Genomic DNA, 26,576 nt, shown 5'->3' with positions numbered 1-26,576 from the left:
CTCAGCCAGCCTTGTCCTACCCGCCTTGAGCCGGGACAGAAGAGGGCGCTCGCGGAAACGGGGGCGCCTTTTTGGCTGTCCAGATTTGTAGTGGCTGGCCCGGAGCGTTGCGCACGGGTGTCTCCGCTCGAAGCGGATGCCCGAAGAGAGCGGTTCGTTCGCCAGAAAGGAAGGCGGATACGCCCTTGTTGCCGCTAGGCGAACTCATATCCCATTCGGATATTGTTGCTCTGTGACCTCTGGAGCAAACGGTCTACCCGCAGGATCAACTTGTCGGGCCGGAACGGCTTCATAAGGTAGTCGGACGCGCCGTTCGTGATCGCGCGGCGGACATCGGTCTCACTTCTGGCCGCCGTCAGCATCAAAACCGGCACCTGGCGGTGAAAGCGGTCCGCCTTCAAGGTTCTTAGGACGGTGAGGCCGTCGAGCACGGGCATCCCGACGTCCAGGATCACCAGATCAGGACAAATCTCGTCGGCCTGAAACAGCGCCTCTTCGCCGTTCTGGGCCAGGGTAATCGCCAGCCCTCGTCCTTCCAGGGTCTGCCGGATCAAGGCGGCCAAATAGCGATCGTCCTCGGCAACGAGAATGCGGGGCTTGATCACGGGATACTCCGACAACGGCAGCCAGTTCTGGGCCATTCCCGACGCTAACACGGCGGAGTAAATGTCACGTTGAAGCGGTTCAGATCGGCCGGTGGGCTCGGGTATAGTCGTCGACCCAGGTCAGAGAGGGCTGATCGAGAAGGTCGCAGACCATGTCCGCCAAGGTGTCCGGCTTAACAGGCTTGCAGACATAGCCGGAGGCGCCGGCCTGCTTGGCGCGAACGATGTTCTCGGTCTCGTGCGAGGCGGTGAACACCAGGATGCGCACCTGCTGCCAGGCGCTCGCCGCCCGGAAATGTCGCAGAACTTCCAAGCCGGAAATATCCGGAAGGCCGAGGTCCAGCAACACGAGCTCCGGCGCGGGCTCTGCCATCCTGGCCAAGGCGGCCGCGCCGGTCGCGGCCACGCTCACACGGCGCCCGTCTCGCTCCAGCAGCGCTTGGGCCATCTGCTGGATGAAGGGATCGTCGTCGACGACCAGCACGCGAGCGCCGCGCGAACCATGGCCCCCAGGTCGGATCATGCGGGAAGAAGATCTCGCACGGACTGAATCAGGCGGTCGCCCATAACGGGCTTCTGGAGCCAAGTCGCTGCGAGGCCTGATGCTGACGATTGGCTCTCTGCCAGAGACCAGGCCGTCACCATCAAGACGGGTGTGTTTCCGATCTCGTCGTCGATCCGAAGGGCCCGCAGCGCTTCGCCTCCGGAGCCTCCCGGCATGGCGAAATCCATTACGACCACTGACGGTCGAAGAGTCCGCGCCTTCTGAAGACCGTCCAAGGCACTGGTGGCGAGGGCCACTCGATAACCAGCGCCTTCCAAATGAACGCGCGTGATTTCGCGCATGACCGGGTCGTCATCGACCACCAGGATCAACGCGGCAGTTCCCATCATTTGCTCCGAGTCCTAGGCGTCAAGCCGCCAAGGCCGTCCAGTTGTCTATAAGCTGCTGTGCAGTGAAAGGTTTCGCGAGTTGACCCGTGGCGCCGAACGTCGACGCCAGTTTCAGGTAGAAGCCCGCTCCGAGTCGACCACCGCCGGTGATGGCGAGGACGCGCATAAGTGGGGCCACCTCGGAAAGCTTCTGGAGCACTTCGACGCCGTCCACCTCGGGCAAAATGATGTCGAGCACCATGGTGGCATCTGGGTAGCGGCTCGCCAGGTCCAACGCCTGGCGTCCGTCTTGAGCGTTCAGAATTTGGATGTTGGCCTGCGACAGAGCGGCAGAGATTTCTGCGGACCAGAAGGGGTCGTCCTCGACCACGATGTACTTGGACAAAACCAACCTCGAATAAGGGTTTAGAATAGCCCCCCGGCCACACACCGTTACGTAACACAACCCTCATGTATGTTCTACAGCTCGAAGCACGGCCTGAATGAGAGCAGGCAAACTCTCGACGGCGCTTCCGTCTTCGCGGCATTGTTCGGCGGCGGACTCCAGTTGAAATGCCGCCGTCGAGACGTCGGCGAAGCCCAGACTTCCCGCCGTTCCCGCGATGGAGTGGGTGTAAGCCGCGATGGCGGCGACCCCCGCTTCGGAAGGCATGGCCAGCATGCGGGAATACTCAGTGGCGAAGGTCTTCATTTGCTCGCGATAGCGTTCCTTGAGTGCGGCCAAGGGGTCCGCCCCATGCGGGGTTGTCGGGCTCGACGGCGGAGGGACGGCCATGCGGCACACGCGGTCCAGCGTTTCGCCCAGCACCTCCGGCTTGATCGGCTTTGCGAGGTGATCGTCCATACCGGCCGCACGGCAGGCCTCGATCTGATCGGCCAGGACATTGGCCGTCAGGGCGACGATCGGGACGTTGGCCGCCTCGGGCATCCTGCGGATACGCCGGGTGGCTTCCAGACCGTCCATCCCGGGCATTTGGACGTCCATGAGAACAAGGTCGAAAGCCGGATCGGCCCGCAAGCGTTCGAGCGCCGCTTCCCCGGAAGCCGCGCAAGTCACATCGTGTCCGACGCCGGCGACAAGGATTTCGATAAGCTCAAGATTGGTCGGAACATCGTCTACCGCGAGGACGCGCAGCTTGCGTTCGGAACGCTGCCGAGCTGAACGGAGTGGAAGCGAAACGGGCTGATCCGCGCTCGGTTTGTAGGGCAAGGAGAAGATGGCCGTGGTGCCCACGTCCGGCTCGCTTTCCAGCGTGACATCCCCATTCATCAGGCGTGCCAGCGAGCGACTGATGTTGAGGCCGAGCCCTGTCCCGCCAAAGCGGCGCCCAACGGATGCGTCAGCCTGAGTAAAGCCGTCGAACAGACGGCTCATGGCTTCGGCCGAGATACCGATGCCCGTATCCACGACCCTGAACTCCAGCCAATCCTGTCGCCGACGCACCTCCAGCCGCACCGAGCCTGCATGGGTGAATTTCGCGGCATTCCCGATCAGGTTCAGGAGGACTTGCCGGGTTCTCTGTTCGTCGCCGATGACGCGATCGGCAAGGCCGCCGTCATAGTCGATGTCGAGGTGCAGCCGCCCGGCGATGCTTGCGCGAGTGAGATCGACGATTTCCGTCGCCATGGCGCGTAGGTCGAACGGGCGCGCCTCGATCATCATGTTGCCGGACTCGATCTTCGAGAAGTCGAGGATGTCGTCGATGAGAGCCGACAGGCCCTTTCCGGCCGTGCGAATGCGGTCGACGTAACGCTTTTGGTCGGTATCCAGAACGGTGTTGGCCAGAACCTCGGCAAATCCGATCACGCCGTTCAACGGGGTCCTGATCTCATGACTCATGTTGGCGAGGAACTCGGCCTTGGCCGTGGCTGCGCTCTCGGCAGCAACCCGCGCCTCTGCCAGCGCCACCTCGCGTTCACGCCGCTCGGTCACGTCGCGCACCGAATCGGTGATCTGAATGACCTTGCCGGCCTCGTCCCGATGAAACCGGGGCCGCGCTTCGAGCCAGCGGCTTCGACCGTCCTTGGAACGGGCGCGATACTCGACGGTCAGAGCGGACTTCGACCTGGCCGCAGCGGCGAATTCGGCAGCGACACGAGCCTGGTCTTCGGGGACGATAAGGTCATAGGGCGTCTTGCCCAGGAGCTCATCCGGCAGATAGCCGAGCAGTTCCGTAATGGACGGTGACAGGTAAGTGAACCTTCCGTCAGCTCCATACACTGCGATCACATCGCTGGCGTGGTCGGCGAGCAGTCGGTAGCGCCGCTCCTGCTCCACGGCTTCGGCGATGACGCGCCGCTCGTCAGTCAGGTCCTTGAAGACGCCGATGAAGCCCCTCACATGACCGTTGGGGCCCTTCTGACAGGCCGCCACCGAGCGGACGTTCCGCAGGGTGCCATCCCGCCGTTGTATCGTCGCGTCGAAATCCCAACCAACTCCCGCTGCGGAGTTCTTGGCGATAAGAGCCTCGACCATCTGGCGGTCGCCGTCGACGTAGAAGGCCAGCGCGTCGTCAAGGCCGGGTCGGTAGCTCTCATCGTCGACCCCATGGATCGCATAGACCTGAGGCGACCAGAACACAGCCCCCGTATCCGTGTTCAAGGTCCAGTAGCCCGTCAGAGAAAGTTTCTCCGCGAGGTCGAGCACCTGATGGCGCTCCTCCAAGGCCTTGCGGGCCTTGGACAGCTCGATCTGGTCCACCACCATCTTGGCCAGAGAGGCCAAATGCGCCAAATCGGCCTCCGAGGGCTTGGCGCGTGGCTTGGTGTCGATGACGCAAAGAGTACCGAGGTCGGCCCCTTCCTTTGTGGTTAAGGTCGCTCCGGCATAGAAGCGGATGTTCGGCTCGCCCGTGACGAGGGGATTATCGACGAAGCGCGCATCCTTGGTGGCGTCCTCGATCACCATGACCTGATGCGCGCCAAGCAGGATTGCGTGATGGCAAAAGGCCCAGTCCCGCGTCGTCTGCCGCACGTCGAGGCCGATGCATGCCTTGAACCACTGTCGGTCTGTATCGACCAGAGACACGAGAGCGATCGGCGCGTCGAAGTGCGCCGCCGCCATCGAGGCGATGCGATCAAACCGCTCCTCGGCATCCGTGTCGAGCACGGCGTGATCATGCAGCGCGCGAACCCTCGAAATCTCATCCACCGTCGCAGTCCTCCTTGGCGCGGCGAGCATAGGTCCCAATCCCAGAATGAAACATTACCCGGGATCAACAGCAACAACGCCCCTTGACCGCTCCCGCGGCCTCATCCATCGGGCGGCATGACCTATGCCTTGCCCGTCGATCCTGAGCGGTATGCGGCCTTTCTGGGGGTGATGGCGGTGCTGGCGGTGACGCCGGGGCCGGCCAATCTGTTCTCGATCGCCAATGGTATGGCGCGCGGGCGGCGGGCCGTGGTGGTCGGGGTGCTGGGCATGAGTCTGGCGACGCTGGTGTGGTTCACGGCGGCGGCGCTGGGGCTGGGGGCGCTGGTGCTGGCCTTTCCCGCCGCGTTTCGGGTGATCGCCGTGGGCGGGGCGCTGTATGTGGCCTGGCTGGGCGGCAAGGCGCTGTGGGGGGCTGTGCGGGGAGATGTGCCGGGCAAGCCCGAGCGGCCGAGCCTGACGCTGGGGCGCAGCGCCTTCTTCGACGGCTTCATGGTGCAGCTGGCCAATCCCAAGGCGGTGCTGTTCTTTACCGCCGTGCTGCCGCCGTTTCTGGATCTGGGGCGGCCGCTGGTGCCGCAGCTGGCGCTGTTCGCCCTGGCGACCGTCGGCATGGATATGATCACCATGAATGCCTATGGCCTGGGCGGGGCGGCGCTGGCGCGGCGGATGACGGCGCCGGGGTTCCGGCGGGGGTTTGATGCGGCCGTGGGGGTGCTGTTGCTGGCGGCGGCGGTGCTGATCGGGCTGAGGCTGTAGGGCGGCGCGACGCGGCCGGCGGGAACCGGCTTGTTCAGGCTCCGTTCAGGTAGAAACGGCTTGGCTTCGGCCGCTGCCAACCTCTTGTTTCGGATGACGGGTGAGCGCACCTGTTGTCCGGACGCCCTCGCTTTCGGAGATGGACACTATGCCTCGCTCGAACATTCGCCGCCCCGCCCTTTTGGTCGTGGCCGCCAGCGCCCTGGCCCTGACGGTCGCGGCCTGCGCCACGCCGACCCCCTATGGACCCATGCAGCCCGGACGCGCCGGCGGCTATGCCGAGCAGCGGCTGGAAGCCAACCGCTTCCGCGTGGCCTTTGCCGGCAACTCGGTGACCTCGCGCGAGCAGGTCGAGATGTCGCTGCTGCTGCGCGCCGCCGAGCTGACGGTGCAGGAGGGCTATGACTGGTTCGCCACGGTCGAGCGGGCCACGGACCGCGACACCCGCTATGTCGGCGGACGCGACCCGTTCTATGACCCCTATTACCGCGGCTGGAACCCCTATTGGCGCTTCTATCGCGGCGGCAGCTGGAGCCGGTTCGACCCGTACTGGAACGACGTCAATGTCCGCCAGATCGACCGGTTCGAGGCGACCTCGGAAATCGTCATGGGCCGCGGACCGAAGCCCGCCGGCGATCCCAACGCCTTTGACGCCCGCGATGTGATCGCCAACATCGCCCCGCGCCTGATCCGCTAACGCCACGGGAGTGCCCCGGCCGGGTCAGCCCAGCCGGGGTGTCTTCAGGCGCCGCTTGTTGGTGTGGGTCTCGGGCGCATTGCCGAGCGCCTCGGGGATTTCACCCTTGAAGTAGTAGCGCTGCCAGGCCTCCTTGGCGGCCTCGGGGTCGCCCTTGGCCAGCCGCTGGTTGAAGTCGGTGCGCTGGCGGTTCCAGGCCTCGAACTGATCCTTCATGCCGGGGTTGGATTCCAGCGAGCGGATGACGGGCTGGAAGTCCTCGACCTTGCGCGCCTCGATCAGGGTGATGAAGCAGAACGGCTCGCCGCGCTCGAAGGTGATCTTGCCGGGCCGGGTGAAGATCCAGTTCATGGTGAAGGGGAAGGGCAGCCAGTCGGTCTCGATCAGCCCGGTCAGGGCCTGGATGCCGTCCTTGACGTGATTGGGCGAGCCGGTGGCCATCATCTGCCAGCCCGGCGGGGTCCGGAACATATACTGGGGATGCATGGTCAGCACGCCGCGCGAGAAGTGCGAGGTGACGAAGTGGCTGAGGTCGGAATTGACCCGCTCGGGCGTGATGCGGATGTCTTCCTGACGCGGGCCGCCGTTCCACTCGGCCGTGAAGCCGACCGGGCACAGGATTTCCCAGCCCGTGGTGTTGGCCATGGTCAGCGGCAGGCAGCGATAGGGGTGGCGGCTGGCGAAGGCGTCCATCCAGGCGCGCGACTGTCGCCCCGGCACCATGTCCGGCGGCCGCGCCGTCATCGGATAGCACTCCAGTTCCACCTTGGACCTCCGGTTCAGATTGCCTCAGCCCCTCTCCTATCCGGTGGCCCGGCTCGCGGTCAAAACCTATGATGGCGGGATGAGCCTTCCCGCCCCCTTTGACCGCGACCGCCTGCTGGCCTGGATGGCCGAGGTGGGCCTTGCGCCCCGCACCCATGACCATCCGGCGGTGTTCCGGGTCGACCAGGGCCATGCGATCAAGGCGGCCCTGCCCGGGGCCCACACCAAGAACCTGTTCCTGAAGGGGCGCGGCGGGCAGCTGTGGCTGGTCAGCGCGCGTCAGGACACGACCATCGACCTGAAGCGTCTGGCGAAACGCCTGGGCTCGGACCGGCTGTCGTTTGCCTCGGAGGCGGCCATGGTGGAGACGCTGGGCGTGACCCCGGGATCGGTGACGGCGCTGGGTCTGGTCAATGACACCCAAGGGCAGGTCCGCTTCGTGCTGGACCGGGCGCTGTGGACGGCGGACGTCGTCAATTTTCACCCCCTGACCAATACGGCGACGACGGCGCTGGACCAGACGGATTTCCGGCGGTTCCTCGACCTGTTGGAACGGACCCCCCTGATCGTCGATTTCTCCGGGGAAGAGGGACCGCGCATCGTTGACCCGGTTGCCGATCCCGTGCCCCATGACCATGTGGCGGGTGAAGCCCCGCCCCCTGCCGAGGAAGCCTGAATGTCCCTGATCGATCCCGCCCAGCCGAACGGCCACGCCAACACCGACGATCTGATCGTCGAGGGCTCGGATGCGGAGTTCATGAAACAGGTGGTCGAGGCGTCGAAGAGCCGCCCGGTCATCGTTGATTTCTGGGCGACCTGGTGCGGGCCCTGCCGTCAGCTGACGCCCATGCTGGAGAAGGCCGTGCGCGCCGCCGGTGGCGCTGTCGCCCTGGTCAAGATCGATGTCGACAAGAACCCGGCCTATGCGGGCCAGCTGCGGGTGCAGTCGATCCCCACCGTCTATGCCTTTGTCGACGGCAAGCCGGTCGACGGCTTCCAGGGCGCAGTGCCCGAGAGCCAGCTGAAGGCCTTTATCGACAAGCTGACCGGCGGCAAGGGCGGCAATTCCGACGTCGATCAACTGTTGGCGCTGGGGGCTGAATCCCTGTCGCTGGACGATCTGGGCGGGGCGGCCCAGGCCTTTGCCCAGGTGCTGACGCTGGAGCCCGAAAACCTCAAGGCCATCGCCGGCATGGCGCGGGTCTATCTGGCCGACGGGGATCGCGAGCAGGCGATCCAGACCCTGGCCATGGCGGGACCGAATTCGACCGATCCGGATATCCAGAGCGTCCGCGCCCAGCTGTCGCTCGGGGCCCAGGTGGCGGACGACAGCGAGGCCGAGGCCCTGAAGGCAAAGATCGCCGCAGACCCGTCGGACCATCAGGCGCGCTTTGATCTGGCCGGGGTATTGGCCGCCAAGGGCGATCTGCCCGGCGCGGTCGATCAGCTGCTGGATATCGTCAAGGCCGACCGGGAATGGAACGATCAGGCGGCCCGCAAGCAACTGTTGACCGTATTCGAGGCGGCGGGCCTGAATTCCGATGTGGCGAAGGACGGGCGGCGGCGCCTGTCGTCGCTGCTGTTCGCCTAGGCCGGCGCGGTGGCCCAGGGCATCGTCAAGGCCAGTGACCTGCCGCAGGTCATTCCCGTCTTCCCGCTGGATGGCGCGGTTCTGCTCGCGCGCGGGCAGCTGCCGCTCAATATCTTCGAGCCGCGCTATCTGAACATGATCGATGACGCCATGGCCGGCGACCGCATCATCGGCATGGTCCAGACCACCGGCGGACCGGCGGATCACCCGACACTGGCGCCGGTCGGCTGTGTCGGCCGGATCACCAATTTCGCAGAGACGCCCGACGGGCGCTATATGATCACCCTGACGGGCCTGTGCCGCTTTCGCATCGCCGAGGAGATTCCGGCCCGGTCCCCCTATCGACAGGTGCGCGCGGACTTTCAGCCCTATGGGGCTGATCTGATCCCGGCCCCCTCCAGTGCCGAGATCGCGCGTCCGGTCCTGCTGGAGGCGCTACGCCTGTTCCTGGAGCACCGGGGGCTGGAGATCGACTGGGACACGGCGCGCGACGCCCCCGCCGAGGCCCTGGTCAACAGCCTGTGCATGGCCCTGCCGTTCGAGGTGGCCGAGAAACAGGCCCTGGTCGAGGCCGCCGATCTGACCGCCCGGGCCCGCGCCCTGACCACCCTTTTGAGCATCAATGCGGCCGACAGCGGCGACGAGGACACGCCGCCCTCGCTGCAATAGGTCGCATGCGTCTGGACGGGGCCGTTGCCGGTTCTATGATCGGGGCATGAGCGACAGTTTCAACACCCCCTCGACTGTGGATCCGCGCCTGCTGGAGGTGTTGGTCTGTCCCGTGACGCGGGGCACGCTCAGCTATGACCGCGCCCGTCAGGAACTGGTGTCGAAGGGGGCCAAGCTGGCTTTTCCGATCCGCGACGGCGTGCCGATCCTGCTGGTCGGCGAAGCCCGGCAGCTGGACTAGACCGCCTCGCCCCGCAAAAGCCGGGGCAGGTCGCCAGTGGCGCCGCCCGCTTCGTGCATGAAGGCCCGGCGCAGGGGGGCGATGCGGTTGACGGCGGCCATGCCCAGATCCCGCACGGCGCGCACCGGGGCAATATCGTTCGAGAACAGACGCACGAAGGCATCGAAGGCCAGGGTCAGCGCCACGGTGTCGAAGCGCCGCCACTGGGCATAGCGCTCCAGCACCGGCTCGGCGCCGATGTCCTCGCCCAGCAGGCGGGCGTCGGCCAGCACCTCGGCCAGGGCGGCCACATCCTTGAGCCCCATGTTCAGCCCCTGCCCTGCGACCGGATGCACCCCGTGGGCGGCATCGCCGATCAGGGCCACACGCGCCGCGACCATGGCCGTGGCGAGGCTGAGGTCCAGCGGGTAGACGAAGCGCGGTCCCTCGGGCCGGGCCGTCCCGAGGAAATCCCCGAAGCGCCGGTTCAGATGGGACAGGAAGGCGGCGTCCGAGGCGCCGCGCAGGGCCTCGGCCGCCCGCGTCGGTTCGGTCCAGACCAGGCTGGCACGCTGATCCGTCAGGGGCAGGATGGCAAACGGGCCGCCCGGCAGGAAATATTCATGGGCCACGCCGTCGTGCGGGGCGGCCAGACGCACGGTGGCAACCACACCACTCTGGCCATAGGCCTGCCGGATCACGCCGATACCGGCCGCGTCGCGGACCACCGAGCGGCGGCCCTCGGCGCCGACGACAAGCGCGGCGCGCACCTGTGACCCGTCGCTGAGGGTGACGGTGGCGCGGCCCAGGCCCGTTTCGACCCCGCTTACCCCCACCGGCGCCCGTATGGTGACATCGGTCTCGGCCAGGGCGCGGGCCAGCGCCACGCGCAAGCGACGGTTCTCGATCATATAGCCCAGCGGTTCGCCGCCGGTGGCGTCACCGATCTCATCGGCGTCGAAGCGCAGATAGGCCGGATCAGGCGCCCTGGCCGAGGCGCCGGGCCGGCGTCCGTCGGTCACCAGAATCCGGTCCATCCGGCAGGCATGCGGCGCCAGGTCCTGACCCAGCCCCAAGGTGTGGAGCATGCGGTAGGTGGCAAAGGCGATGGCGGTCGAGCGCCCGTCGAATGTCGGCGCCAGCTGGGCCTCGAACGGCTGGGGATCGACCACGGTGACGTCGAAGCCTTCGCGCGACAGGGCCAGCGCCAGACTGGCCCCGGCCAGGCCTGCGCCGGCGATCAGCACATCGGTGTCAGCAATCTCGGTCATGGCCCCTTGTCGCGCTGTCGCTGCCATCCGTCCAGTGCGGCGAAAGGCCTCCGAAAGCGGCGCACATAGGGGCGAGGTAAACAGCCCCTTAACCCTCCCTCTGCCACCCTGTCGGTGTTTCGCCGCTGTTTTGTCCGCAAGGGGTCTGCCCGCCCATGTCCGCCGCCCTCGCCATCAGTCACCGGATCTGGCTGAGCGCCCGCATTGTCTGGCAGGCGCCGGCGATCGTGCGCTTTCGCGGCATGCTGCAGGCCCTGCTGTCGGTGCTGCTGCTGCTGGCCCTGATCTCGTGGAACCGCAACGATCCCAGCTGGAACGCTGCCTCCACCCATGCCCCGACCAACTGGCTGGGGACGCAGGGGGCGGTGGTCGCCGATCTGTTCATGCAGAGCCTCGGACTGGCGGCCTGGCCGGCTGCCCTGCTGTTGCTGGCCTTCGGGCTGGCCATCGCCGTGGGCGACACCCTGCGTCACCGGCTGCTGGTGACGCCGATGCGCAGCCTGACCGCGACACTGGGCGTGCTGGCGCTGGCCGCGGCCCTGTCGACGCCGACCCCGCCCGCCATCTGGCCGCTGGTCACCGGCATGGGCGGCCTGTCAGGCGACGGGTTCAGCGGGGTGATCGTTGCCGGACTGAATGCGCTGGGCCTGCCGGGCAACAGCGTCATCGTCAGTGTGGTGATCGGGCTGATGTTCCTGGCGGGGGCCCTGACGGCGCTGGGCCACGCGCTGGGCCTTCGCCCCGCTGATCTGGGCGACGCGCTGGACTGGATCCGGGGCCGGGCCCGCACCCGCGCGGCCACCCCCGCCGAGACCGCCCGCGCCCGCCCCGTGCGTCGCGCCCCGCCCCGCCCCAAGCCCGTCGATCCGGAGGTCCCGCCGGTACGGGAGCCCGCGCCCGCTGCCGCCCGCGCGCCCGACGTGTCCGAGCCGCGCGTCGCCCCGACCAAGGCGACCCGCGCCGCCCGCAAGGATGCCGACGTCGATCAGCGCACCTTTGATTTCGTGCGTCCGCCGGGGGCCTTTGACCTGCCGTCGCTGGCCACCCTGTCCAAGCCGGAAAAGCGCGTCGCCGCGGTCGATGAGGCTGCGCTGAAACAGAATGCCCGCCTGCTGGAAGAAGTGCTGCAGGAGTTCGGCGTGCGCGGCTCCATCGACCAGATCCGGCCGGGCCCGGTCGTGACGCTGTACGAACTGGTCCCCGCCCCGGGGGTCAAGCACGGACGCGTGGTGGCACTCAGCGACGATATCGCCCGCTCCATGTCGGCGCGCGCCTGTCGCATCAGCGTGGTTCAGGGCCGCAATGCCATCGGCATCGAACTGCCCAATGCCAAGCGCGAGACCGTGTATCTGCGCGATCTGCTGGCCTCGGGCGAGTATGACAAACCCGCCCACCTGCTGCCGCTGGCGCTGGGCGAGACGATCGGCGGGGAGCCCTATGTCGCCGACCTGGCGCGCATGCCGCACCTTTTGATCGCGGGCACCACCGGTTCGGGCAAGTCGGTCGGGGTCAATGCCATGATCCTGTCGATCCTGTACCGGCTGAGCCCCGACGAATGCCGCTTCATCATGATCGACCCCAAGATGCTGGAGCTCAGCGTCTATGACGGCATTCCCCACCTGCTGAGCCCGGTGGTGACCGACCCGAAGAAGGCGGTCGTGGCGCTGAAATGGACGGTCCGCGAGATGGAGGACCGCTATCGCCGCATGTCGAAGCTGGGGGTGCGCAACATCGCCGGCTACAACGCCCGCGCCAAGGAGGCCCAGGCCAAGGGCGAGCATTTCGAACGTACCGTCCAGACCGGTTTCGATGAACAGGGCCGCCCGGTCTATGAGTCCGAAAAGATCCGGCCCGAACCCATGCCCTATCTGGTCGTGGTGATGGACGAGATGGCCGACCTGATGCTCGTCGCCGGCAAGGATGTCGAGGGCGCGGTCCAGCGGCTGGCCCAGATGGCCCGCGCGGCCGGTATCCACCTGATCATGGCGACCCAGCGCCCGTCGGTCGATGTCATCACCGGCACGATCAAGGCCAACTTCCCGACCCGGATATCCTTCCAGGTGACCTCCAAGATCGACAGCCGCACCATCCTGGGCGAACAGGGCGGCGAGCAGCTGCTGGGTCAGGGCGACATGCTCTATATGGCCGGCGGGGGGCGGATCACCCGCCTGCACGGGCCGTTCGTGACCGACCGCGAGGTCGAGGAAGTCTGTGCCCACCTTCGGGCGCAGGGGGCGCCCGACTATCTGGACCTGATCACCGACGAGCCGGACGGTGACGGCGTCGACGGCGGCGATGATGGAGCCGGCACCGGTGACGACCTGTACGACCGGGCCGTGGCCGTGGTCACCCGCGACCGCAAGGCCTCGACCTCCTACGTCCAGCGCCGTCTGCAGATCGGCTATAACCGCGCCGCCACCCTGATCGAGCGGATGGAGCAGGAAGGCGTGGTCAGCCCCGCCAACCATGCCGGCAAGCGCGACGTCCTGGCCGGACCGCCGCCTCTTTAGGAGTGGCCCTAACGCTCGCCGCGCGGCGGCTCGCTGCTTGAGGGCAGGGATTTCGCCCTGACGTTCGCGACGCGGTCGCTCTCTGCCTGAGGGCAGGATGAACCGGTGCGCGCGAAGGGCGTTGTTCCGGGCCGGCGTGGCGCCGGGCCCTGTTTCCGATGAACGGGGCTTCATCGCAGCGCCGGAATATGGTCAGGCTGGAGCCATGACCGCGCCTTGTGGACCGGGGATGTTCGAGTCTCGATCCGCTTCACTTTCAAGGATGATTTCATGACGACGCCTCCCATCCTGTCCCGCCGCGATTTTGGCCTCGGTGCCGCCCTGGGCGTGACCGGCCTGCTGGTCAGCGCCCCCTCGGTCATGGCCCAGGCGGGCCTGTCGGAGGCCGATCAGGCCGTTGTGGCCCGCGCCCAGACCTATCTGCGCGGCCTGACCTCGGCCCAGGGCGAGTTTGTCGAGACGGGCGCGGGCGGTCAGCGCCGTACGGGCCGGTTCTGGCTGCAGCGCCCCGGCAAGATGCGCTTTGAATACACCAACCCCGAGGGCCTGCTGGTCGTCTCGGACGGCAACAACGTCATGCGCTATGACCCGCGCCTGGAGGTGTTCCGTCAGGTGCCGCTCAGTGAGACGCCGCTGTCGACCTTCCTCTCGCGCGAGGTCCGTCTGGACCAGGGCGTGCGCATCGAGCGGGTCGTGCGTCGCGATTCGGGTGCCTTTGCCCTGGTCGCGCGGGACGCCCGCCGGCCCAATGACGGGTCGGTCACCCTGGCCTTTGCCGGCAGCCCCATGCGTCTGCAGGAATGGACCGTTGTCGATGCCCAGGGCGCGCGGACCCGCACCCAGCTGACCACGCTCAGGCCCGCCGGGAATCTGTCGAGCAGCCTGTTCCAGCTGCGCGACCCGACCCGCCGCCCGGGACGCAATCGTTGACGGATACGCCCGGCTGACGAACCGTGTCAAAACCGCCACAGAAAGCGGGGCTATAGCGGCCATTTGACGTTTTCGATTTGACGTTGCATAATGACAACAGGCTGGCAGCAGCCATTTGACCGCTACGGATGTCATCCCCCTCCCTGCGGCAGAGACACCTCTGAAAGCGCCCGGTCTTGCGGCCGGGCGTTTTTTTGCGCGCGCTGACGAACCCCTGCTAAGGCGGGCGCATGACCCTTCGCCTGACCACCTGGAACATCAACTCCGTCCGCCTGCGCATCGACCAGGTCGCCCGCTATGTGACCGAGAGCGCCACCGACGTCCTGCTGCTGCAGGAGATCAAATGCACCGACGACCAGTTCCCGGTGCGCGCCTTTGAAGAGATGGGCCTGCCGCATCTCAAGATCGGCGGGCAGAAGGGCTGGCACGGGGTGGCCATCGCCAGCCGCCTGCCGCTGGACGAGGCGCCGAACCTGGGCCTGTGCCGCGAAGGGCATGCGCGCTGCGTGTCGGCGACGGTCAGGGGCGTCGAGATCCAGAATTTCTACATCCCGGCGGGCGGCGACCTGCCCGACCGCGCCCTCAATCCGAAATTCGATCACAAGATGGATTTCTACGAGCGACTGACCGCCGCGGTGTCGGCGCGCGACCCGAATGCGCCCCTGCTCCTGGCCGGGGATTTCAACATTGCCCCGGGTGAGTTCGACGTCTGGAACCACCGATACATGTTGAAGGTCGTCAGCCATACGCCGGTCGAGATCGAGACCCTGACCCGGCTGCAGCAGGCCGGACGCTTCAGCGATGTGATCCGCGACGCCTTTCCCGAGCCGGAAAAGCTGGCCAGCTGGTGGAGCTACCGCGCCCAGGACTTCCGCAAGTCGAACCGGGGGCTGAGGCTGGACCACATCTGGACCTCGCCGGGGCTGACGCCCGCCGTGGTGCCGGGCTCAGCGCGCATCCACGAGCCGGTAAGGGCGTGGGAACGCCCCAGCGACCACGCCCCGGTCAGTGTCGACCTCGACGTCTGAGGCCTAGAACGGGAAGAAGATCGGGATCGCGATCATGGCCGCGACCCAGGTGATCAGGTTGAGCGGCACCCCGATCCGGACGAAGTCCATGTAGCTGTAGCCACCCAGCTGATAGACCAGCACATTGGTCTGATAGCCGAACGGTGTCGCGAACGCCGCCGAGGCCGCCATCATGACCCCCACCAGGAAGGGTCGGGGATCCACGCCCAGGCTGACCGCAAGGGCCACGGCCACCGGCGTGATCAGCACCGCCACCGTCGCGTTGGACAGCAGCTCGGTGGAAAACAGGGTCACACCGTAAAGGATGATCAGGGCCGCCAGCGGCCCGAACGGCCGGATGACGTCGATCAGCAGGGTGGCCCCGGTCTGGCCGAGGCCGGTCACCTCGATGGCGATGCCGAGCACGACCATGCCCGCGATCAGCAGGAGAATGTCCGGTCGCAGGCCGGAGTAGGCCTCCTCGGCGGTCAGGATCCGAAGCAGGATCAACGCCACCGCGCCGCCAAAGGCCGCCGCCGCGATCGGAATCCAGCCCATGCCGGCCGCCAGCACGACCGCCACAAAGATGCTCAGCGACACCATGGCCCGTTTGAAGTCGAACGGCCGGTCGGCGGCCGCATAGAGCTTGATGTCCCCCAGCTGGGCATCGCCGGACCCGTTTTCGAGCGGGCGGGGCTCGCCGACACGCGGCAGGCTGAACGGCAGGCGGAAGCGCCGCGCCGCTCTCTGGGTCTCGGCCTCGATCCGGGCCTCCTCGGCGCGCTTGCGGCGCAGGGCCTCGGCCTCATCGTCGGCAACCGCGCGGCCTAGCTGGCGCGCCCCCACGAAATACAGCCAGAGCGCCCCGCAAACGGCGATGGCGAGGCCCACGGGCGTGATCTCGAACAGGGTGAAGACCGGCTGTCCGACGTTTCTGGCCATGTCATTGACCAGCAGATTGGTCGAGGTGCCGATCAGGGTGCAGGAGCCGCCCATGATGCTGATGTAGCTGAGCGGAATCAGGAAGCGCTTGGGCGAGCGGTTCAGCGTCCCGGCCACATCCTTGATGACCGGCGCCGCCAGCACCACGATCGGGGTGTTGTTGAGCAGGGCCGAGGCGGCCCCGCACAGCATCATGACGATCCACAGACCCGCCTCGCCCAGACGGGCACACAGCTTGGTCGCCTGGCGGATCAGCAGGCCGAGCAGGCCTGAAAGTTCGATCGCATAGGCGATGACGAACAGGGAGGCGAGGGCGATGACGGCCGGGCTGGCAAAGGCCGCCTGAACCTCGACTGGCCGGACCACACCCAGCAGCAGCAGCACCGCCGCCCCGGCCAGCGCCACGACATCCGCGCGCACCCGGCCGTGGATCAGCACGCCGACCACGGTCACCAGGACGCCAAGGGCTATGATCTGATCAAGAGTCATCCGTCCCTGAAGACGCGCCCCCGAGGCCGGCGTCAATACGGCTCACGGAAATTCGTCTTGAAGTCAGACTGTGCTAAAGCCTTGGGATGCTTGGGAATGACACGATGAAATCGATCCGCGATCTGCCTGTCGCCCGCCTGGCGATGGCGTCCGTGATGGCTCTGGGTCTGGCGCAGTGCGATCGCGAACCGCGCGAACAGCCCGTCGACGCCGAACCGATCGTCGAGACGCCCGTGCCGGAGCCGAAGGTCTCGACCCCGACCAGTCTGGATCGCGCCGCGTTCCTCGGCGCCATTTCCCGCGCCGGATCAGCCTATGCCACCGGGGTTGCGCCCACCGGCGCGGACCCCCTTGTCGGTCGCACCTTTGCCATTCGTCTGCCGTTCGGATGCGGGAGACCGGCCCCGGCTGCGCCGGTGGACAGTGAGGCGAGCAGCGCCGACGCGGGTCTGCCCAGCCTCACCTGGGGACCGGACAACAAGACTCTCGTCCTGTCGCTGACGCCCGGGGACTGGTCTGACACCGCCCTGATCGTGGGGTCGGGCGCTGCAGACCGCTGGGAAGCGGTCGAAGGTTTCTGGGTCACCCGTCCGTGGCTGGGCAGTGAATCCTGCCCCAAGATCGCGCGGGATCCCCTGATGGGCGGGGGTGCACAGGCCGCCTCCCAGACTGTGGGTCTGGCCTCGGTTCATGAGACCGACAGTTCGCGTCTGGGCCGCCGCGACGGACAGGCCTATCGCTTTACCCTGAGAGGCGAAGACGGTCGCGCCCCCGTTCCCTCGCCGATGGGCTATCGTGTGGTGCTTGAGGGCCGCTTTTCCAGCTTCCCCGATGGCCAGGCCATCCGCTGTCGCGCCGCCAGTATCGACCAGCGTCCGGTCTGTATCGCTGCCGTCCAGCTGGACCGTGTCGCCTTCGAGGACGGCAGCTCCAGCACTGTTCTCAGCGAATGGCGTCCGGGATAGGGCCTTCGGCGTTCAGAACGGCCGTCTTGAAGGCTTCGGAAAAGGCCTGCCCCGGCGTGTGCGGCTCGCCCCAGACGGTGATGGCCTTGCCGGGCGGGGCAGGCGGGTAAACCTCGATACGGTCCTCGAAGATTTCGAGGGTCAAGGACGGCCAGCCCAGTGTAGCGGTCGGCCAGTAGCCAATGCCCACCTCGGGCAGCGCGACCCCGGCTTGCGCCAGCTCCACGATATCCTTCAGATTTCCCAACAGGGCATCGGAAACGGGGTCGCCCCGCGCCTCAAGCAGGTGGCGGACGCGCGCGACCACTTCGGACCACGGCATGAAGCCGGTCACGGCTGGAGGCGATAGCCGCCCTGGTCGGTCACGAGGATACGGGCCTGACCGGGTTCGGGCTCGATCTTCTGGCGCAGGCGATAGATGTGGGTCTCGAGCGTGTGGGTGGTGACCCCGGCGTTATAGCCCCAGACCTCGGTCAGCAGTTCCTCGCGCGACACGGCCTTGGCCCCGGCGCGATACAGGTATTTGAGGATGTTGGTTTCCTTTTCCGTGAGCCGGATCTTGCGGCCCTCGGATGCCGACAGCGTCTTGGCGGCCGGGCGGAATTCATAGGGGCCGATGCGGAAGACGGCGTCCTCGGATTGTTCGTGGCTGCGCAGATGGGCGCGGATGCGGGCCAGCAGCACGGCAAACCGGAACGGCTTGGCCACATAGTCATTCGCCCCGGCGTCGAGGCCCAGAACGGTATCGGAGTCCGAGGTCTGGCCGGTCAGCATGATGATGGGGGTCGACACCCCCGCCTTGCGCAACAGGCGACAGGCCTCGCGCCCGTCCATGTCGGGCAGGTCCACATCCAGCAGGATCAGGTCGATACGCGAGTCGCGGCCCATGCGGATGCCATCGGTGGCATTCGCCGCCTGGCGGGGCACGAACTCTTCGTGCAGGGCCAATTGCTCGGCCAGCGCCTCGCGCAGGTCGTCGTCGTCGTCGATGATCAGCAGGGTCTTGGGCGTGGGCATGACCTGATGATGGCGAGCGTCGCGGCCTACGCCAAGGGCAGGCCGGCGTTTTCCCGTCGTTCAATCCGTATCGCGAGGCCCGAACAGGGCGGTACCGAGCCGCACATGGGTCGCGCCAAAACGGATGGCGGTCTCGAAATCGCCGCTCATGCCCATGGACAGGACCTCCAGATCGTTGCGACGAGCGATTTTGGCCAGCAGGGCGAAATGGGGACCGGCGGCCTCCTCGACCGGGGGAATAGCCATCAGACCCTCGACCACCAGACCATGAACCTCTTGCGCCCGGGCGATGAAGGCATCGGCGTCGCGCGGCGCGATACCCGCCTTCTGGGGCTCTTCACCGGTATTGACCTGAATGAGGACTCGCGGACGTTTGCCCAGTTTGTCGCCCGCCCGGGCCAACGCCTCGGCCAGTCGGTCGCGGTCCAGGGTCTCGATGATGTCGAAGCGGGCCAAGGCCGCCTCGGCCTTATTGCTCTGCAACGGACCGATCAGGCGCAGTTCCACAGCATGGGCTGCGGCCTCGGGGGCACCCCAGCGGCTGTCTGCCTCCTGCACCCGGTTCTCGCCGAATACGGCCTGTCCGGCATCCAGTATGGCCTTTACCCGGCCCCAGGGCTGGGTCTTGGTCACGGCCACCAGGGTGACGGCCGCCGGGTCGCGTCCGCAATCGCGCGCGGCAGCCTCGATCCGCGCCCGCGCCTCATCCAGACGCTGGGCAATGGACGGAGGCGCAGAGACAGGCGATGAGGAGGACATGACGGGCGACCCGGACGAAAACCAGCTGTGGCAGACGGCACAGGCTCTAAACCGGGCCGCGGCGGCTGTCAGCCCGGGTGTCGCGTCCCTGCCCCCCTTGCTGTTCTTTACCGATCCGGTCCGCACCCCCCGGCCCTGGGAGGTCGCAGCGCGCCTGCCCCGGGGGGCCGGGGTGGTCTATCGCGGCTTTGGCCGGCCCGAAATGGCCGACGAGGCCCGGCTGCTGCGGCGCGTCACGACCGCGCGGAGCCTGAGGTTGCTGATCGGGCTCGACGCCGATCTGGCACGGGCCGTCGGGGCGGACGGCGTGCATCTGCCCGAACGCGATCTGGGCCGGGCTGCGGCCCTGCGGTCCCGTCACCCCGAATGGACCATAACCGGCGCCCTGCATGGCGAGGCCTCCAGGCCTGCGCCCGAGGGCCTGGACGCCGTCATTGTGTCACCGGTATTTCAGGCAGGCGGATCCAGCGCGGATCGGGACCCTCTGGGGATCGCGGAGGTCACCCGTCGGGTCGCGTGCCTGCCCCTGCCGGTCTACGGCCTCGGCGGCATCACGGCGGAAACGGCGCCCGCTCTGGCGGACACCGGTCTGTGCGGGCTGGCGGCGGTTGGCGGTGTGGTGAGGGTGTTCAGCGCGGGCTGAACGGGCGCTCAGAAGCGGAAGATGCTTTCCAGGCGGACGCGCGGCTGGGCGCGGGCATCGGGTTCGCGGACCCGGGCCGGATCGGGATCGGTGACCGCCAGACCGGCCGAGGCCCCGACGCGCAGGCTGGGGTTGACGCGGTAGTAGGCGCCGGCTTCGACGTCACCCCATTCAGCTTCGCGACTGGCGGGCGGGCTGAGACTGAAGTCGAGACCCCAGCGTCCGCTTTCGTTGAGGCGCAGACCCCGGCGTTGGCCGGTGCGCGCTGCGCGATCTGCGTCACTGAGCGATACGGTCGGCGTCTGGGCCCGCGGGGCGGGGCGCGTCTGCGCTTCAGCGGTGGCGGGCGCCAGCGTCAGGGCAGCGCCAGCCATGATCAGGGCGACCGACAGACTGGCGGTCACGCCCGTGCGGGCGCGCTGTGCCTTGACCTGTCCTGTGCGCGTCTGGCGCATGTCCTGCCCTTTGAGCCTTCGACTCTGATTGGCGTCAGCGACCGGCAAAAACCGGTCCCGCCGCTTTATGACCTGAAACTAAGACACTGGCCTCATGTTCGGTCAATGCAAACGGGGGCCAAGGGTTGCGCGCGTCGCGACTCCGTTCCCTCCTGTGGCGCAAGCGTCACGCGAATTCCGGTCTGCCGCCCCTATCCCGGCTGGCGAGTCCCGCGCTCCGGGCCGCAGATGCGGCTTTGCCTTGTCTTTGCCCCTTTTCCCCGTGCTATAGGACGGACAGTTCCGGGTCGGTGCGATCCGGGACGACGCATGCGCTTCTGTCCGGGAGCGATGAGGTTGAATCTGAACGGAGAGTCCTGAATGGCCACCCAGTCGGCTGTGGTTCGCGGCGCAGCAATGGTCCTGATGGCATCGAGCCTGGCCCTGGCCGGATGTAGCTCGATCCCGATCATCGGCGGTTCGGGCAATGCGGCGGCCTCCAACGACCCGTCCGTCGGCATCGGTGTGAACGCCTATCTGTGGCGCGCCTCGCTGGACACGCTCAGCTTCATGCCGCTGGAGAGCGCCGACCCCTGGGGTGGCGTGATCAATTATGACTGGTATTCGGACCCCGCCGCCCCGAACGAGCGGTTCAAGGCCACCGTCTTCATCCTCGACACCCGGCTTCGGGCCGATGCCCTGAACGTGGCCGTGGTCAAGCAGGTGCGTGGCGCCGACGGCCAGTGGACGGCCGCCCCGGTCGATCCGCAGACCGAGACGGACCTCGAGAACGCCATCCTGACGCGCGCGCGCCAGCTCAACCTCGCCGACGCCCGCTGACCGTAGGGGGCACTCGCCTCCTGTACCCGATCTGACGGGCCCCGAGCCGGGTTTCGTCTCTCCCGACCGACGCATCCGGGCCCGGCCCGCGCCGGGCTCGTTCAAGGAGCCCTCTTTCGCGTGGCCCGATACGACCCCAAGACCGCCGAGCCCCGCCAGCAGGACCGCTGGCGCGAGGCTGACGCCTTCACCACGCCGGCCGCGCCGACCGGCAAGCCCAAATACTATGTGCTGGAGATGTTCCCCTATCCGTCCGGGAACATCCACATGGGCCATGCGCGCAACTATGTGATGGGCGATGTGGTGGCCCGCTTCAAACGGGCCCGGGGCTTTGAGGTCCTGCACCCCATGGGCTGGGACGCCTTTGGCATGCCGGCCGAAAACGCCGCCATGGAGCGCGGCGTGCACCCGGGCGAATGGACCTGGTCCAACATCGCCACCATGCGGGACCAGCTGAAGCTGCTGGGTCTGTCGCTGGACTGGTCGCGCGAGTTCGCCACCTGTGATCCGGCCTATTACGGCAAGCAGCAGGCCTGGTTCCTGGAGTTGCTGAAGCGCGGCCTGGTCTATCGCAAGGACTCGGTGGTCAACTGGGATCCGGTCGACAATACGGTTCTGGCCAATGAGCAGGTGATCGACGGGCGCGGCTGGCGCTCGGGTGCCGTGGTCGAAAAGCGCAAGCTGAACCAGTGGTTTCTGCGGATCACCGACTATGCCGACGACCTGATCGACGGGCTGAAGACGCTGGACCGCTGGCCCGACAAGGTGCGGACCATGCAGGAGAACTGGATCGGACGGTCCAGCGGCCTGCAGATGACCTGGGCCTTTGCCGGCGCGCCGCCCAAGGGGTTTGAGGGCGGCATCGAGATCTACACCACCCGGCCCGACACCCTGTTCGGCGCCTCTTTCCTGGGCCTCGCCCCCGACCATCCGCTGTCGAAACAGCTGGCCGAGGCCGATCCTGCCGTCGCGGAGTTCGTCGCCGAATGCCGCCGGGGCGGCACCTCCGAGGCCGAGATCGAACAGGCCGAGAAGATCGGTCGCGACACGGGCCTGAAGGTCCGCCATCCGTTCACCGGCGCGGAGATCCCGGTCTGGATCGCCAACTTCATCCTGTCGGAATACGGCACGGGCGCCATCTTCGCCTGTCCGGCCCACGACCAGCGCGATCTGGAGTTTGCGCGCAAATATGACCTGCCGGTGCTGCCGGTCGTGCGGCCCGAGGGGGCCGATGACAGCTTCGACGTCGGGGACGAGGCCTATACGGGTCCCGGCGCCCTGTTCAATTCGGACTTCCTGAACGGCAAGGGGATCGCGGAGGGGAAGGCCGAGGTCATCGCCCGCGTCGAGGCCGCCGGCGCCGGCGAGGGCAAGACCCTGTACCGCCTGCGCGACTGGGGCGTCAGCCGCCAGCGCTACTGGGGCTGTCCGATCCCGGTCATCCACTGCGCGTCCTGCGGCGCCGTGCCGGTGCCGGCCGACCAGCTGCCGGTGGTGCTGCCCGAGGACGTGACCTTCGACAAGCCGGGCAATCCGCTGGATCGCCACCCGACGTGGAAGCACGTCCGCTGTCCGTCCTGCGATGCCGAGGCCGTGCGCGAGACCGACACGCTCGATACCTTCGTCGATTCCAGCTGGTATTTCGCCCGCTTCACCGATCCGAAGGCCGAGGCGCCGATCAACAAGGCCGCTGCGGACCACTGGCTGCCGGTCGACCAGTATATCGGCGGGGTCGAGCACGCCGTCCTGCACCTGCTGTATGCCCGCTTCATCAGCCGCGCCCTGACGGATGCCGGCATGATGTCCGTGAAGGAGCCGTTTGCCGGCCTGTTTACGCAAGGGATGGTGGTCCACGAGACCTATCGCACCGAAGCCGGGGCCTGGGTCGAGCCGACCGATGTCCGGCTGGAGACGGTCGACGGCAAGCGCGTCGCGACCCGCCTGTCGACCGGCGAGCCCCTGTCGATCGGCGACATCGAGAAGATGTCGAAGTCCAAGAAGAATGTGGTCGCGCCGCAGGAAATCCTCGACAGCCACGGCGTCGATGCCGGGCGTCTGTTCGTGCTGTCCGACAGCCCGCCCGAGCGGGACGTCCAGTGGACGACCGGCGGTCTGGAGGGCGCAAGCCGCTTCGTGCAGCGCGTCTGGGCCGAGTTCGACGGATTCGACGGCGCCGCGCCCGATCAGGCCGAGGTCGACCAGACCCTGCGCCGCGAGACCCACAAGGCGATCAAGGCCGTCACCGAAGGCGTCGAGGGCTTCCGCTTCAACTCGGCCATCGCCAAGCTGTACGGCTTTCTGTCGACCCTGCGCGCCCATGCCGGCGCGGGCGGTGCGGCGCGGCGTGAGGCCCTGTCGGCCTTTGCCCGCCTGATCGCCCCCTTTACCCCCCACCTGGCCGAGGAATGCTGGAGCGCGCTGGGCGAGAGCGGCATGGTTCTGGACGCGCCCTGGCCCCAGTGGGACCCGGCGTTGGCGGCCGATGACGAGCTGACCCTGCCCGTCCAGATCGGCGGCAAGCGGCGCGGCGAGATCGTCATGCCGCGCGGGGCCGATCCCAAGGCCGTCGAGGCCGAGGCGCTGGCCAATCCGGCCGTGCGCGCCTACCTTGAGGCCAATGGTCTGTCGGTCCGGAAGGTGATCGTGGTGCCCGATCGTATCGTCAATCTGGTGGCAGGATGACCGGCGGCCTGCGCGGGCTCTGGCTGGGCGGGGCTGCGGCCTTGATGCTGGCCGTCTCCGCCTGTGGTTTCACTCCCCTGTATGGGGAGGCCGCCACGGCCGGCCTGTCGCGCATTGTGGTTGAAACCCCCGACACCCGGCTGGGCTACCGGCTGCGTGAGCGGCTGGAGGATGCCCTTCTGTATGATCGGGCCCTCGCACCTGCATGGCGTCTGGACGTGACGCTTGATCCCTCCCGAAGGCCGCTGGGCCGTCGGATCGACGACACCGCCGCCCGCTATGAGATGACCCTTATCGGGCAGTGGACGCTGACGCCGCTGTCCGGCGGCGAAGCCCGGACCGGAAGCGAGACGGTCACGGTCACCTATGCCGTCTCGGACCAGCCCTATGCCGCGATCGCGGCCCAGGAAGACGCCGAGGAGCGTGCGGCCGAGGCCCTCGCCCAGCGAATCCGCCTGGCCCTGTTCCACGCCGTGGGCCCGACCGCCCCGGCCCGTCCCTGATCCGGGGCCATGCAGCTCTCCAAGGCTCCGGAGATCGAGCGCTTCCTCAAGTCCCCCGACCCGTCGGTGCGCGTGGTCCTGATCCATGGGCGTGACCGCTCGGGCGTGGGGGAACGGGCCGAGCGGCTGTGCAAGACCGTCACCCCGGACCTCAACGACCCCTTCAATGTCTCCCTGCTGACCGAGACCGATGTCGAGGCGGACGACGGCCGGCTGGAGGACGCCCTGTCGGCCCTGTCGATGATGGGCGGGCGACGTCTGGTGCGGTTGCGCCTCGGCGGCGAGCGCGTGCCGCAGGAAAAGGCCCTGGCGGCGGTTCTCAAGGGCCATGCGGACGGCCAGTACAACGCCGACGCCGTCTGGGTGATTGAGGCGGGCAATCTGGGCCGGGATTCAGCGCTGCGCCGCGCAGCCGAGAGCCAGGCCGGGGCCGTCGGCATCGTCTGCTATGAGGATGAGACCGGCGACGTCGCACGGATGACGCGCGAGGCCCTGCAGGCGGACAATGTCGGTCTGACGCGCGAGGCACTGGACCGGTTCGTCGCCCGCCTGCCCCGCGAACGCGGCCTGATGCGTCAGGAGCTGGAGCGGCTCATCCTCTATATCGGCCCCGGATCCGGCCGGCAGATCGACGAGGCGGAGCTTGAGGCGCATCTGGGCGTCGAGCCGCAGGCCTCGTTCCAGGACGCGGCCCAGCAGGCCTTTGGCGGCAAGGCGGCGGCCTGTCAGGGGGGCTTGCGCCGGGCCTTTGCCGAGGGCGAGGCCGCCGTCGCGGCGGTTCGCGCGGCAGGCCAGCATCTGGGGCGGTTGCGCCGCATATCTGCGGCCATCGCCTCGGGTCAGGGGGCGCGCGAGGCCGCCAAGGCAGCGGGCGTCTTCTGGAAACAGGAGGCCGAGATCCTGCGGCAGGTGAAGGTCTGGTCCCCGCGCGACCTGCAGGAGGTCACCGAGGCCGTGGCGCTGGCCGAGGTTCGCACCAAGACCACGGGCCTGCCTGACCGGCTGATCACCGAGCGGCTGTTCCTCGAAATCTCGGCGCGGGCCCGCAGGCTGGGACTTTAGCCAAAATAGCCTATATAAATCAGTGGGTTAACCGCGCTTTGACGCCTTGCGGAAAGCGGGCTTGTTGGCCGCTGCGCTCTGACGCGCGACCATCTTCTCTTCGTGCTGGCCCGGCTTGAAGCCCCCGGACGTGGCTGCGCCACTGCTCCCGGCCTTCTTGGCGGCCAGGGCCCGCTTCATGGCATCAGCGGTCGGGTTGCTTTTGCTGGGATCGTGGGGCGCGTCGGTCATGCTGTCACCCTAGCACGGCCGTGGATCAAAGGCGCATCAATCGACGGCACAGCTCGTCCAGCTGTTCCAGGCTGGCGTAGCGCAGGGTCAGCTCGCCCTTCCCACCCCGATCCGCCAGTTCGACCTTCATCCCCAGGGCATCGGCCAGATCCTGTTGCAGGGCCTCGATATCGGCCGAGGCTTCGCTGTGACTGCCGCCACCGCGCTGGGATGGCCGGACCGGCCGGTCACCCTCGGTCGCCTGGCGCGCCAGGATTTCGGTCTGGCGGACATTCAGACCCTTGGCCAGCACCTCCTCGGCCAGAGCCACCGGATCGGAGGCGGTGATCAGCGCCCGGGCGTGGCCTGCGCTGAGGCGACCGGCCATGACGTGCTCGCGCACCGGCGCCGGCAACTGCAGCAGGCGCAGGGTGTTGGCCACGTGGCTGCGGCTCTTGCCCACCACGCCAGCGACGGCGTCCTGTGTGCGGCCGAACCGCTCCATCAGCTGGGCATAGGCATTGGCCTCTTCCATCGGGTTGAGGTCGGCCCGCTGGACGTTCTCGATGATCGCGACCTCGAGCACCTCGACATCGTCCATCTGACGCTCGATGACCGGCACACTGGTCAGGCGGGCCGCCTGGGCCGCGCGCCAGCGGCGCTCGCCGGCGATGATCTGCCAGCGATCCGGCTCGCCCGGCCAGGCGCGAACCAATATGGGCTGAAGCACGCCGCGATCGCGGATCGAAACCGTCAGTTCCTCGAGGTCCGCCGGGGTGAACTGTTTCCGCGGCTGGTCCGGATTGGGGCTCAGCAGCTCGATCGGCAGCAGGCGCACGCCTGCGGGCGCCCCCTCGCCGGACACGGCGACCGGTTGCTCTCCGACGTTTTCCCCCAGTAGGGCCGACAGACCGCGCCCCAGACCTCTTTGACGTTCAGACACAACTCATTCTTTCTGTTC

The 26,576-nt window shown here is 67.5% G+C and carries 29 protein-coding genes; 15 read left to right on the top strand and 14 right to left on the bottom strand.

Annotated elements, in window-relative coordinates; all coding sequences use genetic code 11:
• Positions 1 to 194: 194 nt before the first annotated feature.
• The 5 genes from V7672_RS07640 to V7672_RS07620 form a co-directional block, all read right to left on the bottom strand.
• Entirely contained in the window at positions 195 to 605 is a 411-nt protein-coding gene (locus tag V7672_RS07640) for a response regulator transcription factor (RefSeq protein ID WP_335624002.1), read from the bottom strand.
• 79 nt (positions 606 to 684) lie between these two features.
• A complete protein-coding gene (locus V7672_RS07635) occupies positions 685 to 1,089 on the bottom strand; it encodes a response regulator (protein WP_335624001.1) in 405 nt (134 codons plus the stop codon).
• Between the two features lie 35 nt (positions 1,090 to 1,124).
• On the bottom strand, positions 1,125 to 1,499 hold the full coding sequence (locus V7672_RS07630) for a response regulator (protein WP_335624000.1): 375 nt from the start codon (positions 1,497 to 1,499) through the stop codon (positions 1,125 to 1,127).
• Between the two features lie 19 nt (positions 1,500 to 1,518).
• A complete protein-coding gene (locus V7672_RS07625; protein WP_335623999.1) occupies positions 1,519 to 1,884 on the bottom strand; it encodes a response regulator transcription factor in 366 nt (121 codons plus the stop codon).
• 63 nt (positions 1,885 to 1,947) lie between these two features.
• Positions 1,948 to 4,650, bottom strand: a complete 2,703-nt coding sequence (locus V7672_RS07620) for a PAS domain-containing protein (protein ID WP_335623998.1) — start codon at positions 4,648 to 4,650, stop codon at positions 1,948 to 1,950.
• Between the two features lie 117 nt (positions 4,651 to 4,767).
• Here V7672_RS07620 and V7672_RS07615 point away from each other — a divergent pair, with 117 nt between their 5' ends.
• Both V7672_RS07615 and V7672_RS07610 read left to right on the top strand, forming a co-directional pair.
• Positions 4,768 to 5,409: a LysE family translocator gene (locus V7672_RS07615; protein ID WP_335623997.1), complete on the top strand. Its 642-nt coding sequence runs from the start codon at positions 4,768 to 4,770 to the stop codon at positions 5,407 to 5,409.
• A gap of 148 nt (positions 5,410 to 5,557) precedes the next feature.
• Positions 5,558 to 6,106, top strand: a complete 549-nt coding sequence (locus tag V7672_RS07610) for a CC0125/CC1285 family lipoprotein (RefSeq protein WP_335623996.1) — start codon at positions 5,558 to 5,560, stop codon at positions 6,104 to 6,106.
• A 24-nt stretch (positions 6,107 to 6,130) separates the two neighbouring features.
• Here V7672_RS07610 and V7672_RS07605 read toward each other — a convergent pair whose 3' ends face one another.
• Entirely contained in the window at positions 6,131 to 6,871 is a 741-nt protein-coding gene (locus V7672_RS07605) for a DUF6065 family protein (RefSeq protein ID WP_335623995.1), read from the bottom strand.
• 79 nt (positions 6,872 to 6,950) lie between these two features.
• Here V7672_RS07605 and V7672_RS07600 point away from each other — a divergent pair, with 79 nt between their 5' ends.
• The 4 genes from V7672_RS07600 to V7672_RS07585 are packed head-to-tail and all read left to right on the top strand — an operon-like array spanning position 6,951 to position 9,372.
• Complete coding sequence (locus V7672_RS07600; RefSeq protein ID WP_335623994.1) at positions 6,951 to 7,547, top strand: prolyl-tRNA synthetase associated domain-containing protein; 597 nt, start codon at positions 6,951 to 6,953, stop codon at positions 7,545 to 7,547.
• Complete coding sequence (trxA, locus tag V7672_RS07595) at positions 7,548 to 8,462, top strand: thioredoxin (RefSeq protein WP_335623993.1); 915 nt, start codon at positions 7,548 to 7,550, stop codon at positions 8,460 to 8,462.
• Between the two features lie 9 nt (positions 8,463 to 8,471).
• Positions 8,472 to 9,131: an LON peptidase substrate-binding domain-containing protein gene (locus tag V7672_RS07590; RefSeq protein WP_335623992.1), complete on the top strand. Its 660-nt coding sequence runs from the start codon at positions 8,472 to 8,474 to the stop codon at positions 9,129 to 9,131.
• Between the two features lie 46 nt (positions 9,132 to 9,177).
• Entirely contained in the window at positions 9,178 to 9,372 is a 195-nt protein-coding gene (locus tag V7672_RS07585; protein WP_209119621.1) for a Trm112 family protein, read from the top strand.
• Here the strand turns inward: V7672_RS07585 and V7672_RS07580 are convergent.
• Positions 9,369 to 10,622 (bottom strand): UbiH/UbiF/VisC/COQ6 family ubiquinone biosynthesis hydroxylase, encoded by a 1,254-nt coding sequence (locus V7672_RS07580; RefSeq protein WP_335623991.1) that lies wholly within the window; start codon positions 10,620 to 10,622, stop codon positions 9,369 to 9,371. The two genes, V7672_RS07585 and V7672_RS07580, sit on opposite strands and share 4 nt — an antisense overlap.
• Before the next feature lie 155 nt (positions 10,623 to 10,777).
• Here V7672_RS07580 and V7672_RS07575 point away from each other — a divergent pair, with 155 nt between their 5' ends.
• The 3 genes from V7672_RS07575 (at position 10,778) to V7672_RS07565 (ending at position 15,090) form a co-directional block, all read left to right on the top strand.
• Entirely contained in the window at positions 10,778 to 13,132 is a 2,355-nt protein-coding gene (locus V7672_RS07575; RefSeq protein WP_335623990.1) for an FtsK/SpoIIIE family DNA translocase, read from the top strand.
• 270 nt (positions 13,133 to 13,402) lie between these two features.
• Complete coding sequence (locus tag V7672_RS07570) at positions 13,403 to 14,062, top strand: LolA family protein (protein WP_335623989.1); 660 nt, start codon at positions 13,403 to 13,405, stop codon at positions 14,060 to 14,062.
• A gap of 230 nt (positions 14,063 to 14,292) precedes the next feature.
• Complete coding sequence (locus V7672_RS07565) at positions 14,293 to 15,090, top strand: exodeoxyribonuclease III (RefSeq protein WP_335623988.1); 798 nt, start codon at positions 14,293 to 14,295, stop codon at positions 15,088 to 15,090.
• A 3-nt stretch (positions 15,091 to 15,093) separates the two neighbouring features.
• On the opposite strand, the gene V7672_RS07560 is transcribed toward V7672_RS07565, so the two are convergent.
• On the bottom strand, positions 15,094 to 16,500 hold the full coding sequence (locus V7672_RS07560) for an SLC13 family permease (protein ID WP_335623987.1): 1,407 nt from the start codon (positions 16,498 to 16,500) through the stop codon (positions 15,094 to 15,096).
• A 104-nt stretch (positions 16,501 to 16,604) separates the two neighbouring features.
• On the opposite strand from V7672_RS07560, the gene V7672_RS07555 reads away from it, so the two are divergent.
• On the top strand, positions 16,605 to 17,465 hold the full coding sequence (locus V7672_RS07555) for a hypothetical protein (RefSeq protein ID WP_335623986.1): 861 nt from the start codon (positions 16,605 to 16,607) through the stop codon (positions 17,463 to 17,465).
• On the opposite strand, the gene V7672_RS07550 is transcribed toward V7672_RS07555, so the two are convergent.
• Genes V7672_RS07550 through V7672_RS07540 form a run of 3 tightly spaced genes read right to left on the bottom strand, consistent with a single transcriptional unit; the run spans position 17,443 to position 19,241 of the window.
• On the bottom strand, positions 17,443 to 17,787 hold the full coding sequence (locus V7672_RS07550) for a hypothetical protein (RefSeq protein ID WP_335623985.1): 345 nt from the start codon (positions 17,785 to 17,787) through the stop codon (positions 17,443 to 17,445). The two genes, V7672_RS07555 and V7672_RS07550, sit on opposite strands and share 23 nt — an antisense overlap.
• An 8-nt stretch (positions 17,788 to 17,795) precedes the next feature.
• Positions 17,796 to 18,482 carry a response regulator transcription factor gene (locus V7672_RS07545; RefSeq protein WP_335623984.1) on the bottom strand — a complete coding sequence of 229 codons (687 nt, stop codon included), beginning with the start codon at positions 18,480 to 18,482 and terminating at the stop codon, positions 17,796 to 17,798.
• Positions 18,483 to 18,542: 60 nt separating this feature from the next.
• Positions 18,543 to 19,241, bottom strand: coding sequence for a YggS family pyridoxal phosphate-dependent enzyme (locus tag V7672_RS07540; RefSeq protein WP_335623983.1), 699 nt, complete (start codon positions 19,239 to 19,241; stop codon positions 18,543 to 18,545).
• Between V7672_RS07540 and V7672_RS07535 the strand changes: the two genes are divergently transcribed.
• Positions 19,240 to 19,884 (top strand): thiamine phosphate synthase, encoded by a 645-nt coding sequence (locus tag V7672_RS07535; protein ID WP_335623982.1) that lies wholly within the window; start codon positions 19,240 to 19,242, stop codon positions 19,882 to 19,884. The two genes, V7672_RS07540 and V7672_RS07535, sit on opposite strands and share 2 nt — an antisense overlap.
• Positions 19,885 to 19,892: 8 nt before the next feature.
• On the opposite strand, the gene V7672_RS07530 is transcribed toward V7672_RS07535, so the two are convergent.
• Positions 19,893 to 20,339 carry an NtrZ family periplasmic regulatory protein gene (locus V7672_RS07530; RefSeq protein ID WP_335623981.1) on the bottom strand — a complete coding sequence of 149 codons (447 nt, stop codon included), beginning with the start codon at positions 20,337 to 20,339 and terminating at the stop codon, positions 19,893 to 19,895.
• Between the two features lie 360 nt (positions 20,340 to 20,699).
• Here V7672_RS07530 and V7672_RS07525 point away from each other — a divergent pair, with 360 nt between their 5' ends.
• From V7672_RS07525 to holA, 4 genes are all read left to right on the top strand, one after another.
• Positions 20,700 to 21,158 (top strand): DUF3576 domain-containing protein, encoded by a 459-nt coding sequence (locus tag V7672_RS07525; protein WP_335623980.1) that lies wholly within the window; start codon positions 20,700 to 20,702, stop codon positions 21,156 to 21,158.
• A gap of 120 nt (positions 21,159 to 21,278) precedes the next feature.
• A complete protein-coding gene (leuS, locus tag V7672_RS07520; protein ID WP_335623979.1) occupies positions 21,279 to 23,840 on the top strand; it encodes a leucine--tRNA ligase in 2,562 nt (853 codons plus the stop codon).
• A complete protein-coding gene (lptE, locus tag V7672_RS07515) occupies positions 23,837 to 24,343 on the top strand; it encodes an LPS assembly lipoprotein LptE (RefSeq protein WP_335623978.1) in 507 nt (168 codons plus the stop codon). The genes leuS and lptE overlap by 4 nt, the downstream gene beginning before the upstream one ends.
• A gap of 9 nt (positions 24,344 to 24,352) precedes the next feature.
• A complete protein-coding gene (holA, locus tag V7672_RS07510) occupies positions 24,353 to 25,405 on the top strand; it encodes a DNA polymerase III subunit delta (RefSeq protein ID WP_335623977.1) in 1,053 nt (350 codons plus the stop codon).
• 27 nt (positions 25,406 to 25,432) lie between these two features.
• Here the strand turns inward: holA and V7672_RS07505 are convergent, their stop codons facing one another.
• Together V7672_RS07505 and V7672_RS07500 are read right to left on the bottom strand one after the other, a co-directional pair.
• Complete coding sequence (locus V7672_RS07505; protein ID WP_335623976.1) at positions 25,433 to 25,636, bottom strand: hypothetical protein; 204 nt, start codon at positions 25,634 to 25,636, stop codon at positions 25,433 to 25,435.
• Between the two features lie 25 nt (positions 25,637 to 25,661).
• Positions 25,662 to 26,558: a ParB/RepB/Spo0J family partition protein gene (locus V7672_RS07500; protein WP_335623975.1), complete on the bottom strand. Its 897-nt coding sequence runs from the start codon at positions 26,556 to 26,558 to the stop codon at positions 25,662 to 25,664.
• Positions 26,559 to 26,576 lie beyond the last annotated feature (18 nt).

It is taken from the genome of Brevundimonas sp. (assembly GCF_036963785.1).
Lineage (GTDB): Bacteria > Pseudomonadota > Alphaproteobacteria > Caulobacterales > Caulobacteraceae > Brevundimonas.
Note: the sequence above shows the minus strand (reverse complement) of the source record. Positions and strands in the feature narration are given on the sequence as shown.

What these genes read in the sequence shown, in the direction of transcription:
- V7672_RS07560 (WP_335623987.1), bottom strand. Translation starts at nt 16,500, where the DNA reads ATGACTCTTGATCAGATCATAGCCCTTGGCGTCCTGGTGACCGTGGTC.
- V7672_RS07505 (WP_335623976.1), bottom strand. Translation starts at nt 25,636, where the DNA reads ATGACCGACGCGCCCCACGATCCCAGCAAAAGCAACCCGACCGCTGAT.
- V7672_RS07570 (WP_335623989.1), top strand. Translation starts at nt 13,403, where the DNA reads ATGACGACGCCTCCCATCCTGTCCCGCCGCGATTTTGGCCTCGGTGCC.
- V7672_RS07610 (WP_335623996.1), top strand. Translation starts at nt 5,558, where the DNA reads ATGCCTCGCTCGAACATTCGCCGCCCCGCCCTTTTGGTCGTGGCCGCC.
- V7672_RS07575 (WP_335623990.1), top strand. Translation starts at nt 10,778, where the DNA reads ATGTCCGCCGCCCTCGCCATCAGTCACCGGATCTGGCTGAGCGCCCGC.
- V7672_RS07545 (WP_335623984.1), bottom strand. Translation starts at nt 18,482, where the DNA reads ATGCCCACGCCCAAGACCCTGCTGATCATCGACGACGACGACGACCTG.
- V7672_RS07580 (WP_335623991.1), bottom strand. Translation starts at nt 10,622, where the DNA reads ATGACCGAGATTGCTGACACCGATGTGCTGATCGCCGGCGCAGGCCTG.
- lptE (WP_335623978.1), top strand. Translation starts at nt 23,837, where the DNA reads ATGACCGGCGGCCTGCGCGGGCTCTGGCTGGGCGGGGCTGCGGCCTTG.
- V7672_RS07615 (WP_335623997.1), top strand. Translation starts at nt 4,768, where the DNA reads ATGACCTATGCCTTGCCCGTCGATCCTGAGCGGTATGCGGCCTTTCTG.
- V7672_RS07555 (WP_335623986.1), top strand. Translation starts at nt 16,605, where the DNA reads ATGAAATCGATCCGCGATCTGCCTGTCGCCCGCCTGGCGATGGCGTCC.
- V7672_RS07550 (WP_335623985.1), bottom strand. Translation starts at nt 17,787, where the DNA reads ATGCCGTGGTCCGAAGTGGTCGCGCGCGTCCGCCACCTGCTTGAGGCG.
- V7672_RS07535 (WP_335623982.1), top strand. Translation starts at nt 19,240, where the DNA reads ATGACGGGCGACCCGGACGAAAACCAGCTGTGGCAGACGGCACAGGCT.
- V7672_RS07600 (WP_335623994.1), top strand. Translation starts at nt 6,951, where the DNA reads ATGAGCCTTCCCGCCCCCTTTGACCGCGACCGCCTGCTGGCCTGGATG.
- V7672_RS07565 (WP_335623988.1), top strand. Translation starts at nt 14,293, where the DNA reads ATGACCCTTCGCCTGACCACCTGGAACATCAACTCCGTCCGCCTGCGC.
- holA (WP_335623977.1), top strand. Translation starts at nt 24,353, where the DNA reads ATGCAGCTCTCCAAGGCTCCGGAGATCGAGCGCTTCCTCAAGTCCCCC.
- V7672_RS07585 (WP_209119621.1), top strand. Translation starts at nt 9,178, where the DNA reads ATGAGCGACAGTTTCAACACCCCCTCGACTGTGGATCCGCGCCTGCTG.
- trxA (WP_335623993.1), top strand. Translation starts at nt 7,548, where the DNA reads ATGTCCCTGATCGATCCCGCCCAGCCGAACGGCCACGCCAACACCGAC.
- V7672_RS07530 (WP_335623981.1), bottom strand. Translation starts at nt 20,339, where the DNA reads ATGCGCCAGACGCGCACAGGACAGGTCAAGGCACAGCGCGCCCGCACG.
- V7672_RS07630 (WP_335624000.1), bottom strand. Translation starts at nt 1,499, where the DNA reads ATGATGGGAACTGCCGCGTTGATCCTGGTGGTCGATGACGACCCGGTC.
- V7672_RS07540 (WP_335623983.1), bottom strand. Translation starts at nt 19,241, where the DNA reads ATGTCCTCCTCATCGCCTGTCTCTGCGCCTCCGTCCATTGCCCAGCGT.
- V7672_RS07525 (WP_335623980.1), top strand. Translation starts at nt 20,700, where the DNA reads ATGGCCACCCAGTCGGCTGTGGTTCGCGGCGCAGCAATGGTCCTGATG.